The organism is Mesorhizobium sp. YM1C-6-2 (genome assembly GCF_003666685.1).
GTDB lineage: Bacteria > Pseudomonadota > Alphaproteobacteria > Rhizobiales > Rhizobiaceae > Mesorhizobium_K.
This window is the reverse complement of sequence record NZ_RCIZ01000009.1, coordinates 90429-102976: the sequence shown is the minus strand read 5'-3', so window position 1 is coordinate 102976 and position 12548 is coordinate 90429. Positions and strand designations below refer to the sequence as shown.

Sequence of the window (12548 nt, the reverse complement as noted above, 5' to 3'; positions counted from 1 at the left end):
CTGTTGGGGGCCGTTTGAAAACCGGTCCAGGAACTGCATCGTGGTCGATCAGGCCTGCGCAGCCCGCAGACGCTCCCTCCCTTCCGGACATAGAGCGATCTGCTGGAGAAGCATTCCGGCAGATCCCGGATCTTGCCTGGATCGCCGACGACACGGTCCAGTCGGAAGAGCGCCACCTGCAATTGATGGAAGGCGGGGCAGCCTGGGTCGCCGTCGACGCAACCGATGTTCCCGTCGGTTTTCTCAGCGGCGAACTGCTCGACGGTAATCTTCACATCTGGGAACTCGCGGTGGCCAGCGATCACCAGCGGCGCGGCATCGGTCGCCGGCTGCTTGATCGAGCCAAGCATTGGGCGGCTCAACGGAACCTTGCCGCGGTCACTCTGACCACATTCCGCGAACTCCCCTGGAACGAGCCCTTCTACCGCTCGCAGGGCTTTGCGACCTTGCTCCCCGGAGAACTCACTCAAACGCTGCGCGACGTCCTTGCCAGCGAAATCGACGCCGGCCTGCCGGCGGAACGGCGGTGCGCCATGCGATACCCGGTACCCGCCCCTGACGCGCCGCAGTAGGACGAGCGCCGTCCATGGACAGCTTGCTTATGCTGCAGGGCAGCATAGACTGGACGAGCCGCGGGCGGCGGGATTTCGGCCAGCGTCGTTGACGCCCGGAAACGCTCGCGAAAAACACCTCCCAGGAGACAAGCCATGACCTCGCGCTCGATGACTTCAATCTGCGCCGCCGTGTTTCTTTGGGGGAGCATGCTCGTTTCCACCGTGGCCGAAGCCTGCACGCGGTTTGTCTATCTCGGCAGCAGCGACCAGGTCATCACCGGGCGCTCGATGGACTGGAAGACCGACGTCGGCACCAATCTCTGGGTGTTCCCGCGTGGAATGAAACGGTCCGGGGAGGCGGGGCCGAACTCGGTCGAATGGACCGCCAAGTATGGCAGCGTCATTGCGTCGGGCTACGACGTCTCGACCACCGACGGCATGAACGAGGCCGGCCTCGTCGCCAATGTGCTTTGGCTGGTCGAGTCCTCCTACCCCGCCTACGACGGCAAGGGCCCGGGGCTGACGATCGCCGCATGGGCGCAATATGTGCTCGACAATTTTGCGACCGTGCAAGAGGCCGTCGATACGCTCGCGAAGGAACCCTTCACCATCGTCACCGACAGCGTGCCGGGTGAAGACAGGCTGGCGACCCTCCATCTGTCGCTTTCGGACGCGACCGGCGACAGCGCCATCGTCGAATATATCGACGGCAAACAGGTCATCCACCACAGCCGCGACTATCAGGTAATGACCAACTCCCCGATCTTCGAGGAGCAGCTTGCGCTGAATTCCTACTGGCAGCAGATCGGCGGAACCGTGATGCTTCCGGGCACCAACCGCGCAGCCGACCGTTTTGCGCGCGCCTCCTTCTACGTGAATGCCATCCCCAAGAGCGAAGAGCCGGTGGAAGCGATCGCCAGCGTGTTCAGCGTCATCCGCAACGTCTCGGTGCCTTTCGGCATAACGACGCCTGACCAGCCCAACATCTCGTCAACCCGGTGGCGCACCGTGGCCGACCAGAAGCGTAAGCTCTATTTCTTCGAATCGGCGCTTACCCCGAACATCTTCTGGGCCGATCTGACCCGGTTCGATTTCTCCGAAGAGACCGGCAAGGTGATGAAGCTCGATCTCGGTCCCAACCAGACCAACATCTATTCCGGCCTGGTCAACGCCGAGTTCACGGAAGCCGAGCCATTCAAGTTCCTGGGGCTCTGACTTGTCAGCTTGGGAAGCTGACAACCGACCTTGCGTATGCTGCAGGGCAACATAGATTAGACCGGCAATGGCGAGCGAACAGGAAAGCGTGAACGGGTCTGCCGCGGGCGGCGGGCTGTCGATCCGCATCGTGCCCAGCATCGCGGCGTTCACCGAAGCCGAATGGAGCGCGTTCTCCGGTGCTTCGCGAGACAATCGCGAAACACCGTACAACCCGTTCGTTTCATTCGATTTTCTAAACATCCTTGAAGAGTCCGGCTGCGCCGTGCGCAAGACCGGATGGCAGGGCCATCACCTGAGGCTGGAGGATGCTGGCGGCGCGGTGCTCGGGGCCGTGCCCTGCTATGCGAAGTCGCACAGCCAGGGCGAATATGTGTTCGACCACGGCTGGGCCGACGCCTTCGAGCGCGCCGGCGGCAGCTATTATCCGAAGCTGCAGGCATCCGTGCCCTTCACTCCGGCGACCGGCCCGCGCCTGCTCGTCAGCAGGAACGCCGATCCGGCGGCGGTGAAAGCAGCACTCGCGCAGGGCCTGCGGCAGGTGGCTGAAACGGTCGGCGTATCGTCGGCGCATGTCACTTTCGCCCAGAAGGGCGACATGGCGGCGCTCGAAGGCGCCGGCTTCCTCGCCCGCACCGACCAGCAGTTCCATTTCTTCAACGAGGGCTATTCGACCTATGACGACTTCCTAGCCACGCTCGCCTCGCGCAAGCGCAAGGCGCTGAAGAAGGAACGCCGCGAGGCTTTGGCCGGTGGCATCGCGATCGACTGGCTGACCGGCAGCGACCTCACCGAAAAGGTCTGGGACGATTTTTTCACCTTCTACATGGACACCGGCGGCCGCAAATGGGGCCGGCCCTATCTCAACCGCAAGTTCTTCTCACTGGTCGGCGAGCGCATGGCCGACGACGTGCTGCTGGTCATGGCGAAGCGCGACGGCCGCTACATCGCCGGCGCCATCAACTTCATCGGCTCCGACACACTGTACGGCCGCAACTGGGGCTGCATCGAGGACCACCCCTTCCTGCATTTCGAGGTCTGCTACCACCAGGCGATCGACTTCGCGATCGCCAAGGGCCTGAAGGTCGTCGAGGCGGGCGCGCAGGGCGAGCACAAGCTGGCGCGCGGATACCGGCCGGTGACGACGCAGTCGGCGCATTTCATCGCCCATGCCGGCCTGCGGCAGGCGGTGGCCGACTATCTGAGGCGCGAACGCCGCGAAGTCGAGCACATGGCGGAATATCTCGACGAGCACGGCCCTTTCCGCCGCGGCGAACTCCAGCAGGCCGATTTTCGACCGGTCAGTGAACGATCGTCTTCGACCACAGATTGATGACGATGACGCCGGCCATGATCAGCCCCATGCCGGCCAGTGCCGGCAGGTCGAGCACTTGGCGGAACCAGACCCAGCCGATCGCGGTGATGAAGATGATGCCGAAGCCGCACCAGATCGCATAGACCACGCCGACAGGCATGGTGCGCAGCGGCAGCGACAGGAAGTAGAAGGCGAGCGAATAGCCGGCGATCGAGACCAGCGACGGCACGAGCCGCGTAAACCCCTCCGTCTGCTTGAGCGCGGTCGTCGCGATAACCTCGAACAGGATTGCAACCACGAGGTAGAAGTAATTCAGAAGCATGATGCGCCCTGCCCCATTGACCAGACGATTCGCCGAACCATTATGGCATCCGCAAAGCCGAGAGACCTTACGATGAGCTATGACGACACCAACATCTTCGCAAAAATCCTGCGCGGCGAACTGCCCTCCCACAAGATCTACGAGGATGCCGACACCTTCGCCTTCATGGACATCATGCCGCGCGGCGACGGCCATTGCCTGGTGATCCCGAAGCAGCCGTCGCGCAACATACTCGATGCGGACGCCGCCAGCCTCGCCTCGCTGATCGCCTCGGTGCAGAAGGTGTCGCGCGCGGTGGTGAAGGCTTTTTCGGCCGACGGCGTGACGGTCCAGCAGTTCAACGAACAGGCCGGCGGCCAGGTCGTGTTCCACCTGCATTTCCACGTCATCCCGCGCTTCGACGGCGTGGCGCTCAGGCCCCACACCGGTGATATGGAGAAGCCCGAGACCCTCGCCGCCAATGCCGAAAAGATAAAGGCCGCCCTGGCTCAATAGCCGAAATAGAAGCCGAGGCCGAAGATCGCTTCGGCGACGACGATTCCGATCAGCACTTTTCGCGCGATGAAGAAGTAGGCCGCGAACCCCATCGCGGCCGAAAATACCCGCAGCGCCAGCGTCGTCTCCGCCGCCGGCCCGGAAGGCAAGCAAACGAGATTGCCGATGACCGCCGCCACCAGCGCGGTCGCGATAGCGCGCACGAGCACGAGGATTTCGGAGTCCTCACGGATGCGCCCACCGAGATAGACGCCGAGCGCCCGCCAAGGATAGGTCATCGCCCAGCCGGCAAGCACGATGAACAGGTAGGGCCACCACCAGGCGTCGATCGAGCCGAGCGTCATGCCGAGCGGTCCTTGATCAGATGCGCAGCGAAGGCAAGCCCGCCGCCGATCAGCCCGGCGCCGAGCAGGTCGAAGGCCGGCGCGAACATGTGGATGAGCGGGCCGAGCACGAGGCCGAGCACCATGGCGATATGCGAGGCCTGTTCGCGCGCCGACCCCCAGAGCGAGGTCAGGAAATACATCGGCGTCAGCAGGAAAAGGCCGGCGGCGACGACGGGCGGAAGCGCAGCGGCGACGGCGAACACGATCGCCACCACGATCATGTTGGTGACGACGAGAATCGAGCCGAGGCCGAAATAGTAGCTCGTCCGCACCTCGCGCGGCATGCCACGGATCGTCTCCATGGCGATCACCCACGAGGTGATGGCGATGAAATGCGCCAGCAGATAGAGCGTGAGCTTTCTGGTCCGGCTTCCCCGCAGTTCCGGCACCAGCGATACGACCATCGGCGTCAGCCGCACCGAGGACAACGCGACAGCGAACGCCGTGGCCAGCAGCCCCACGCCGGACAGCACCGCGCCGACGAACACGACCATGCCGGGCAGCGCCCAGATGATGCCGACCATGAACACGGCCTGCGCCATCGTTATTCCGGCCTGCTGCGCAAGGTCGGCGAAACCGATGTGAGCCGTGCAGAGGATGAGGCCGGGAACCGACGCCACATTCGACGCACCGCGCAGGAACCAGCGGCAACGTTCGGCGAAACCGGGGGTTGGAAGGACGGTATCGTCAGGCATCTGCATGCCGGATAACACACGCCCCCTGACGTGGCGATGCGAAACCCGTGCTGGTCCGCATGATTTGGCGCGCCTGTCGATTCTGCTTTACGTTGATCGACGTAGGATTGGCGGCTCGGGCCGCATTGCCATCCGTGCCCGGATTCGCCATCTCTTTCAGCGGATGATCGTCAACGCGAGCGCCTGAGCCATGGCAGTCGACAAGATGAAGCGCAAGCTGACGACCATCTTCTGCGCCGACGTGCAGAGCTATTCGGCGCTGATGGCTGGCGACGAGGCCGAGACGCTGGCGAGGCTGCGGCGCTACCGCTCCATCATGGGCGAGTTGTTCGAGCGCCATGAGGGCCGCAAGGTCAATACCTGGGGCGATGCGGTCATTGCCGAGTTCTCGTCGGTGGTCGAAGCGGTCCGCTGCGCCGTCGAGATCCAGGATGCCATCGGCGCCGAGAACCGCGACCTGCCCGAAAACAAGCAGATGTGGTTCCGCATCGGCATCAATCTCGGCGATGTCATGCAGGACGGCGGCGATCTCTATGGCGATGGCGTCAACGTCGCGGCACGGCTTGAATCGCTCGCCGATCCGGGCGGCATCATGGTGTCTGAGACGGTGTTCAATCTGACCAACCGCCATCTGGCCCTTGGCTACGATTTCGCCGGCGAGCAGAAGGTCAAGGAGCAGGACGAGCCGATCGCCGCCTATCGCGTGCGCATGCCGGGCGACCGGCTCGAAGCCGGCAAGGCTGGGACGGAGGCCGGCAAGCCTGCCGGCGCGCTCCGCGGGCCTGTCGCGTCAGCACCGCCGAGGCCAACCGGCCGGCCCGCCACCAGGCTCGGCAGATGGGGGGCATGGTTCGGACGGCAGTCGCCGCGCGCCGTGCGCGCCTCGATCTTCATGATCCTGATGTTCGCCATGATCAATCTGCTGACGAATGGATTTTCCCACATCTGGTTCGTCTACCCGTCGATCCCGTTTGCGTTCTTCCTGGTCGTGAGGGGCTTCAGCGGCCGGGGGTAGACGGCTGCCGGTGCAGCGCCACTCCGCCCATCACCAGGGCGATGCCGGCGAGATCCCGGAGCGAGGGGATCTGCAGCAGCACGAGCGCGCCGATCGCGGTCGCCATCGCCGGAAGCAGCGCCAGCATCAGCGCGAAGCTCGCACGCGGCAGGCGCGACATAGCCAGCTGGTCGGAGACATAGGGGATGACCGACGAGCAGATGCCGACGCCGATACCGGCAAGGATGAGCTCGGGCGACGACAGCACGCCGATCACCTCCGAGATGCCCAGCGGGAAAGCCGCGACGAAAGCGACCGCCATCGCCGCGCCCAGTGTCTCGACGCCCTTGCCGGCCCCGCCTTCCGCCGCCTTGTGGCCGAGCACGATGTAGACGCCGAACAGGCCCGCGTTCAGCAGGGAGAACCCCAGGCCGACGAGGTCCGACGACCAGCCGAAGCCGATGAGGACGAATACGCCGGCGGCCGCCAGCGCCAGCGCCAGAAAATTGCGCCCGCTGCGCAGCCCATAGAGCGCGATCAGGATCGTGCTGACGAACTCCATGGCGGCGACCAGGCTCATCGGCAGGCGGTCGAGCGCCAGATAGAACGACACGTTCATCGCTGCCAGCGTAAGGCCGAGCGCGACCAGCAGCATGCGTGTGCGGCGGTCGGCGGCCTTGATGGTGTGCAGCGGACGCGTGAACGGGGCGAAGATCAGCGCGGCGGACGCGATGCGCATCCAGGCAACCCCGAGCAGGCCGACCGCCGGGAAAAGCAGCACCGCGAAGGCCGGGCCGAGATAGTGGAAGACCGCGCTCACCGCGAACCAGAGATGCGGCGGCGCTTTTGCGGCGGCTTTGTCGAGCACAAGCATGCGGCATTTGCTCCTCGCAAGATCATATTCTGCGAGGCGGAATTGGCGTTTCCCATGAGTTTGGAAAGGCGTACTCTCCTTGCTTCAAACGAAACAGAGGCAACGAGGATGAAACGCCTTCGATATGAAGACGGCCCTCTCGATGCAGTCGACGCGCGCATCATCAAGACTCTCGCCGAGGACGCGCGGACCAGCGTCGCCGACATCGCCAGGCTGGTCGGACTGTCGGGACCCAGCGTTTCCGAGCGCATCCGGCGGCTCGAGGAAAACGGCGTGATCGACGGCTACACGGTGAGGCTCAACGCCTCCGGGATCGGCCTGCCGATCGCCGCCTGGCTGCGCGTGCGGCCGCTGCCCGGCGAACTCTCGCGCGTCACCGAGATCCTACGGGGCCTGCCGGAAGTCGTCGAATGCGACCGGATCACCGGCGATGACTGCTTCATCGCCAAGGCGCATGTGCGCTCGATGGAGCATCTGGAGAAGGTGATCGACAGGATCATCCCTTTCGCGATGACCAACACCTCTATCATCCAGTCGTCACCCGTCAGGCGGCGCCTGCCGGCTTTTGGGGAGCCTGAGGAACCCGGAGATACAGGCACAAAAAAGCCCCGGCGGACCGGGGCTTTCTGATTTCTCTGGCCTCGCTGCCGTCAGCTCTTGCGCGGCAGTTGCGGCACCAGGCTGCGCTTGTTCGTCGCGTCCGGAGACTTGGCAGCCGGCTTGGCCTTCGCGGCGGGCTTCTTCGCCTTCTTCGGCGCGATCTTCGCCTCTTCCCCGGAAGGATCCTCCTTCTTCGGCTTGACGCGCAGCTCGTCGGCGATCGTCTCCAGCTTGAGGCCGGCCTTGCCGTCCGCGTCGTTCTCGACCGTGACGCGAACCGTGCCGCCCTTCTTCAGCTTGCCGAACAGCACCTCGTCCGCCAGCGGCTTCTTGATGTGCTCCTGGATGACGCGGCCGAGCGGACGCGCGCCCATGCGCTCGTCATAGCCCTTGTCGGCAAGCCAGGCGATCGCCTCCGGCGACAGGTCGAAGGTGACGCCGCGCTCGGAGAGCTGTGCCTCGAGCTGCATGACGAACTTCTGTACGACCTGGTGCACCACCGGCACCGGCAGCGACGAGAACGGGATGATCGCGTCGAGCCGGTTGCGGAATTCCGGCGTGAACAGGCGGTTGATCGCCTCCACGTCGTCGCCCTCGCGCTTGGTGGAGCCGAAGCCGATCGCGGCCTTCTGCATGTCGGACGCGCCGGCATTGGTGGTCATGATCAGGATCACGTTGCGGAAGTCGATCTGCTTGCCGTTGTGGTCCGTCAGCTTGCCGTGGTCCATGACCTGCAACAGGATGTTGAAGAGGTCCGGATGCGCCTTCTCGACCTCATCGAGCAGCAGCACGCAGTGCGGATGCTGGTCGACGCCGTCGGTCAGCAGCCCGCCCTGGTCGAAGCCGACATAGCCGGGAGGTGCGCCGATCAGGCGGCTGACCGTATGGCGCTCCATGTATTCCGACATGTCGAAGCGCAGCAGCTCGACGCCGAGTGACGCCGCAAGCTGCTTCGCCACCTCGGTCTTGCCGACGCCGGTCGGGCCGGAGAACAGGTAGCAGCCGATCGGCTTCTCGGGTTCGCGCAGGCCGGCCCGCGCCAGCTTGATCGCCGAAGTGAGCGCGGTGATTGCCGTGTCCTGGCCGTAGACGACGCGCTGCAGCTCGACCTCGAGGCCGGCCAGCACGATCTCGTCGTCTGCCGAGACGGTCTTCGGCGGGATGCGCGCCATGGTGGCGATCGTCGCCTCGATCTCCTTGATGCCGATCGTCTTCTTGCGCTTGCCCTCGGGGAGCAGCATCTGCGACGCCCCGGTCTCGTCGATCACATCGATCGCCTTGTCCGGCAGCTTGCGGTCATTGATGTAGCGCGCCGACAGCTCCACCGCCGCCTTGATGGCGTCGTTGGTGTACTTCACCTTGTGGAACTCCTCATAATAGGGCTTGAGGCCCTTCATGATGGCGATGGCGTCGTCGACCGTCGGTTCGTTGACGTCGATCTTCTGGAAGCGCCGCACGAGCGCCCGGTCCTTCTCGAAGAACTGGCGGAACTCCTTGTAGGTGGTCGAGCCGATGCAACGGATCGCGCCCGACGACAAAGCCGGCTTCAGCAGGTTGGACGCGTCCATCGCCCCGCCCGAGGTGGCGCCGGCGCCGATCACCGTGTGGATTTCGTCGATGAACAGGATCGCGCCCGGATACTCCTCGAGTTCCTTGACGACCTGCTTCAGCCGCTCCTCGAAGTCGCCGCGGTAGCGGGTGCCGGCGAGCAGCGTGCCCATGTCGAGCGCAAAGATCGTGGCATCCTGCAGCACTTCCGGCACGTCGCCTTCGACGATGCGCTTGGCCAGCCCCTCGGCGATGGCCGTCTTGCCGACGCCGGGATCGCCGACATAGAGCGGGTTGTTCTTCGAACGGCGGCAGAGCACCTGGATGGTGCGGCCGATCTCCGAGCTGCGGCCGATCAGCGGATCGATCTTGCCGGCGCGCGCCTTCTTGTTGAGGTCGATGCAATAGGCCGTCAGCGCGTCCTGCTGCTTCTTCTTGCCGTCCTCGCCCTGCTCGGCGGCGCCGCCGCGCTGCTCTTCCTCGGCGCCGCGCGGGGTGCGCGCCTCGTTGGCGCCCGGCCGCTTGGCGATGCCGTGGCTGATGTAGTTGACCGCGTCGTAGCGGGTCATCTGCTGTTCCTGCAGGAAATATGCGGCGTGGCTTTCGCGCTCGGCGAAGATGGCGACGAGCACGTTGGCGCCGGACACTTCCTCGCGGCCCGACGACTGCACATGGATGACCGCGCGCTGGATGACGCGCTGGAAGCCGGCGGTGGGCTTGGAGTCCTCATCGTAGCCGGTGACCAGATTGTCGAGCTCGGTGTCGATATAGGTGAGGACGGTGTGTTTGAGTTCGTCGAGGTCGACGTTGCAGGCGCGCATCACGGCGGCGGCCTCTGCGTCGTCGATCAGCGCGAGCAGCAGGTGCTCGAGCGTCGCGTATTCGTGGTGGCGTTCGTTGGCGAGAGTGAGCGCCTGATGGAGCGCCTTTTCCAGGCCTTGGGAGAAAGCCGGCATCTACAAAGTCCTCACTTCTTCTCCATCACGCATTGCAGCGGATGCTGATTCTGACGGGCGAAGTCCATGACCTGGGACACTTTGGTCTCGGCGACTTCGAATGTATAGACCCCGCATTCGCCCACTCCGTGGTTGTGAACGTGGAGCATGATGCGGGTCGCTGCCTCGCGGTCCTTCTGGAAGAAACGCTCCAGCACGTGGACCACGAATTCCATCGGCGTGTAGTCGTCGTTGAGGATCAGGACCCTATAGAGGCTGGGCTTCTTGGTCTTCGGCCTGGTCCGCGTTATGACCGCGGTGCCACGGTTCGTTCCGCCGCCGCGGTCGTCTTCGCCATCCTGCATGCGTGTCATGCTTTTTGCGATGGCCGCCCCGCCGATCTTCACCCGGTCAGTCCTCATTTCAATGCTACACCCGACAGCGCTATGTAGTGCTCCGAGTGACGATTTTAAGCCCTTCTGTCTTGGTGACAATATGGCTGCCTCCGACGCGGGCGGGATTCATGCAATCGTGAACGCCTTCCGGCGTCCGGCGGGCGGCAAGCACCCGTCCGCCGCATCGGACTGCGATGCGGACGCCGGCAACTTGCCGCGCAGGGAAGCTATTTCGCCTTGGCGACCAGCGACTCGAACGGCCTGCAGGCATCCTTCGCCAGGTCAGCATAGAGCTGGCTCATCCTGCTGCTTTCGGCGATGAAGCCTTCATAGGCCTCTTTCGCATAGGCGGTCTGGATCTCGATCACCTTCTCGATCGATTTCGCAGAAAGCAGCTTCTCGGCCGCCGCCGTGCCCGTCTCGAAGACCTGCTTGGCGTAGTTCGACGCCTCGCCGGAAATGGCCTGCGCGTCGCGGGTCACCGCGGCGATGCTCTCGAAACCGGACTCGAGGAAGTCCCTGCCGTATTTACCGGCGTCGTCGAATGCCTGCGTCATCTGCATTTCCTTTCGGTGCGTCTGAACCGCCCTTCGAAAAATCTATTGTGCACCGCACAACAAGTCAAACGATCGGCCCGCGGCCCGGAGTCGAGCGGCTTTGCACCGCTTTGATTTTCGGAAAATCCGTCTCAAAGCCGGACAAAAGTATGAACGATCCGGTTACCATAAACGGATTGGTAACGCTGACCCCGCTACTGTCGCCCGAATGCGAGACGGGCCTTTGCCGTCTCTCCCCTTGCAACGTGCGACCTCAAAGGGTGTAACAGTGCGTCAATTGCTGACTGGCATCGCTCGCCGGACCATTTCTTCCTGCAAACTGACGCTCGCCGCTTTGGCTGCATTGGGTATCACCAGTGCGACGGTGCCGTCGGCGCAGGCCAATTCGAAATATGCGGCCATCGTGGTCGACGCCAACACCGGCAAGACGCTGTTCTCGTCGAGCGCCGACGCCGCCCGCTACCCCGCGTCGCTGACCAAGATGATGACGCTCTACCTGACCTTCGAGGCGCTGGAGAGCGGTAGGCTGAAGACGTCGAGCAAGGTGCGCTTCTCCAAGAACGCCGCCGCCGAGCCGCCGACCAAGCTCGGCGTCAAGGCCGGCGGTTCGATCACCGTCGAGACGGCGATCCTTTCGCTGGTGACGAAGTCCGCCAACGACTCGGCCACCGCGCTTGCCGAACTGCTCGGCGGCTCCGAAGCAGGCTTCGCCCGCATGATGACTGCCAAGGCGCGGCAGCTCGGCATGACGGGCACCATTTTCCGCAACGCCCACGGCCTGCCTAACCCCGCGCAGCACACCACCGCCCGCGACATGGCGACGCTGGGCATCGCGCTGCACGAGCACTTCCCGCAATATTACGACTATTTCTCCACCCGCTCCTTCACCTACGGCAAGCAGCGGCTCGCCAACCACAACCGGCTGCTCGGTCGCATCAAGGGCGTCGACGGCATCAAGACCGGCTACACCCGCGCTTCCGGCTTCAACCTCGCTTCCTCCGTGTCGGACGGCAATCGCCGCATCGTCGCCGTCGTCCTGGGCGGGCAGACCGGGAAGTCGCGAGACAACCACATGGCCGAGCTGATCCGCACCTGGCTGCCCAAGGCCTCGACCCGTCGTGGCAGCGGCGATCTCGTCGCCAAGGCGGGCGCTGCCTCCAATTCCCCGATCCGTGCGCTGACCGCCCTGCTGCCCGGCGCCAAGGAAGCGCCGCGGCCGAAGCCGCGCCCTGAAGAAGAACTGACCGCCTTCGCCGATACCGAAGAGGCCGAGGTTGTCGAGCAGGGCGATGCCGAGCCGGATCTCGTCGAACAGGCCTACGCGGCGCCGATCCCGGCCCGCATGGCCGACATCGACCCGATCAGCACCGCCGCCGTGCCGAAGTCGGGCTGGTCGATCCAGGTCGCCTCCTCGCCGAGCGAGGTCGAGGCGCGCGCCTTCCTGACCAGGACCACCAGACAGGCCGGCGATGCGCTCGCCGATGCGTCGCCCTACACCATGACCTTCGAGAAGGGCGGCGTCACCTACTACCGCGCCCGCTTCGGCGGCTTCCAGAACAAGGGCGACGCCTGGGACGCCTGCAAGGCGCTGAAGAGGAAGAAGATCGAGTGCTACGCCGTCGAGCAGTAGACGGCGCGATCGAGGAACTCCGGAATGTACCGT

Annotated in this window: 14 protein-coding genes; 7 read left to right on the top strand and 7 right to left on the bottom strand. The window is 64.4% G+C overall.

What is annotated here, in order from left to right:
- Positions 1–14 precede the first annotated feature (14 nt).
- The 3 genes from D8676_RS20410 to D8676_RS20400 all read left to right on the top strand — a co-directional run bounded on the left by D8676_RS20410 (position 15) and on the right by D8676_RS20400 (position 3102).
- Positions 15–572, top strand: a complete 558-nt coding sequence (locus tag D8676_RS20410) for a GNAT family N-acetyltransferase (protein ID WP_121582932.1) — start codon at positions 15–17, stop codon at positions 570–572.
- A 150-nt stretch (positions 573–722) separates the two neighbouring features.
- Positions 723–1769: a linear amide C-N hydrolase gene (locus D8676_RS20405; protein WP_245427011.1), complete on the top strand. Its 1047-nt coding sequence runs from the start codon at positions 723–725 to the stop codon at positions 1767–1769.
- 88 nt (positions 1770–1857) lie between these two features.
- Positions 1858–3102: a GNAT family N-acetyltransferase gene (locus tag D8676_RS20400; RefSeq protein ID WP_245426959.1), complete on the top strand. Its 1245-nt coding sequence runs from the start codon at positions 1858–1860 to the stop codon at positions 3100–3102.
- On the opposite strand, the gene D8676_RS20395 is transcribed toward D8676_RS20400, so the two are convergent.
- The gene (locus D8676_RS20395; protein WP_281034294.1) at positions 3071–3400 is read right to left on the bottom strand and encodes a multidrug efflux SMR transporter; all 330 of its coding nucleotides are present in this window, start codon (positions 3398–3400) and stop codon (positions 3071–3073) included. The genes D8676_RS20400 and D8676_RS20395 overlap by 32 nt on opposite strands.
- A gap of 78 nt (positions 3401–3478) precedes the next feature.
- Between D8676_RS20395 and D8676_RS20390 the strand changes: the two genes are divergently transcribed.
- Positions 3479–3901 (top strand): HIT family protein, encoded by a 423-nt coding sequence (locus D8676_RS20390; RefSeq protein ID WP_121582928.1) that lies wholly within the window; start codon positions 3479–3481, stop codon positions 3899–3901.
- Here D8676_RS20390 and D8676_RS20385 read toward each other — a convergent pair.
- Positions 3895–4245: an AzlD domain-containing protein gene (locus tag D8676_RS20385; RefSeq protein ID WP_121582927.1), complete on the bottom strand. Its 351-nt coding sequence runs from the start codon at positions 4243–4245 to the stop codon at positions 3895–3897. The genes D8676_RS20390 and D8676_RS20385 overlap by 7 nt on opposite strands.
- Positions 4242–4982, bottom strand: coding sequence for an AzlC family ABC transporter permease (locus D8676_RS20380; protein WP_121583033.1), 741 nt, complete (start codon positions 4980–4982; stop codon positions 4242–4244). Before D8676_RS20380 ends, D8676_RS20385 begins: the two co-directional genes overlap by 4 nt.
- Before the next feature lie 190 nt (positions 4983–5172).
- Here D8676_RS20380 and D8676_RS20375 point away from each other — a divergent pair, with 190 nt between their 5' ends.
- Entirely contained in the window at positions 5173–5997 is an 825-nt protein-coding gene (locus D8676_RS20375; protein ID WP_121582926.1) for an adenylate/guanylate cyclase domain-containing protein, read from the top strand.
- Here the strand turns inward: D8676_RS20375 and D8676_RS20370 are convergent.
- Positions 5981–6850 carry an EamA family transporter gene (locus D8676_RS20370; RefSeq protein ID WP_121582925.1) on the bottom strand — a complete coding sequence of 290 codons (870 nt, stop codon included), beginning with the start codon at positions 6848–6850 and terminating at the stop codon, positions 5981–5983. The two genes, D8676_RS20375 and D8676_RS20370, sit on opposite strands and share 17 nt — an antisense overlap.
- Positions 6851–6958: 108 nt before the next feature.
- On the opposite strand from D8676_RS20370, the gene D8676_RS20365 reads away from it, so the two are divergent.
- On the top strand, positions 6959–7480 hold the full coding sequence (locus D8676_RS20365; protein WP_121582924.1) for an Lrp/AsnC family transcriptional regulator: 522 nt from the start codon (positions 6959–6961) through the stop codon (positions 7478–7480).
- Positions 7481–7500: 20 nt separating this feature from the next.
- Here the strand turns inward: D8676_RS20365 and clpA are convergent, their stop codons facing one another.
- From clpA to D8676_RS20350, 3 genes are all read right to left on the bottom strand, one after another.
- Positions 7501–9954 (bottom strand): ATP-dependent Clp protease ATP-binding subunit ClpA, encoded by a 2454-nt coding sequence (gene clpA, locus D8676_RS20360; protein WP_121582923.1) that lies wholly within the window; start codon positions 9952–9954, stop codon positions 7501–7503.
- 11 nt (positions 9955–9965) lie between these two features.
- Entirely contained in the window at positions 9966–10307 is a 342-nt protein-coding gene (gene clpS / locus D8676_RS20355) for an ATP-dependent Clp protease adapter ClpS (RefSeq protein WP_245427008.1), read from the bottom strand.
- A 248-nt stretch (positions 10308–10555) separates the two neighbouring features.
- A complete protein-coding gene (locus tag D8676_RS20350) occupies positions 10556–10885 on the bottom strand; it encodes a phasin family protein (RefSeq protein ID WP_121583031.1) in 330 nt (109 codons plus the stop codon).
- A gap of 268 nt (positions 10886–11153) precedes the next feature.
- On the opposite strand from D8676_RS20350, the gene D8676_RS20345 reads away from it, so the two are divergent.
- The gene (locus tag D8676_RS20345) at positions 11154–12515 is read left to right on the top strand and encodes a D-alanyl-D-alanine carboxypeptidase family protein (protein WP_245426956.1); all 1362 of its coding nucleotides are present in this window, start codon (positions 11154–11156) and stop codon (positions 12513–12515) included.
- Positions 12516–12548: the final 33 nt, after the last annotated feature.

What these genes read in the sequence shown, in the direction of transcription:
- D8676_RS20405 (WP_245427011.1), top strand. Translation starts at nt 723, where the DNA reads ATGACTTCAATCTGCGCCGCCGTGTTTCTTTGGGGGAGCATGCTCGTT.
- D8676_RS20390 (WP_121582928.1), top strand. Translation starts at nt 3,479, where the DNA reads ATGAGCTATGACGACACCAACATCTTCGCAAAAATCCTGCGCGGCGAA.
- D8676_RS20385 (WP_121582927.1), bottom strand. Translation starts at nt 4,245, where the DNA reads ATGACGCTCGGCTCGATCGACGCCTGGTGGTGGCCCTACCTGTTCATC.
- D8676_RS20380 (WP_121583033.1), bottom strand. Translation starts at nt 4,982, where the DNA reads ATGCCTGACGATACCGTCCTTCCAACCCCCGGTTTCGCCGAACGTTGC.
- D8676_RS20375 (WP_121582926.1), top strand. Translation starts at nt 5,173, where the DNA reads ATGGCAGTCGACAAGATGAAGCGCAAGCTGACGACCATCTTCTGCGCC.
- D8676_RS20370 (WP_121582925.1), bottom strand. Translation starts at nt 6,850, where the DNA reads ATGCTTGTGCTCGACAAAGCCGCCGCAAAAGCGCCGCCGCATCTCTGG.
- D8676_RS20365 (WP_121582924.1), top strand. Translation starts at nt 6,959, where the DNA reads ATGAAACGCCTTCGATATGAAGACGGCCCTCTCGATGCAGTCGACGCG.
- clpA (WP_121582923.1), bottom strand. Translation starts at nt 9,954, where the DNA reads ATGCCGGCTTTCTCCCAAGGCCTGGAAAAGGCGCTCCATCAGGCGCTC.
- clpS (WP_245427008.1), bottom strand. Translation starts at nt 10,307, where the DNA reads ATGACACGCATGCAGGATGGCGAAGACGACCGCGGCGGCGGAACGAAC.
- D8676_RS20350 (WP_121583031.1), bottom strand. Translation starts at nt 10,885, where the DNA reads ATGACGCAGGCATTCGACGACGCCGGTAAATACGGCAGGGACTTCCTC.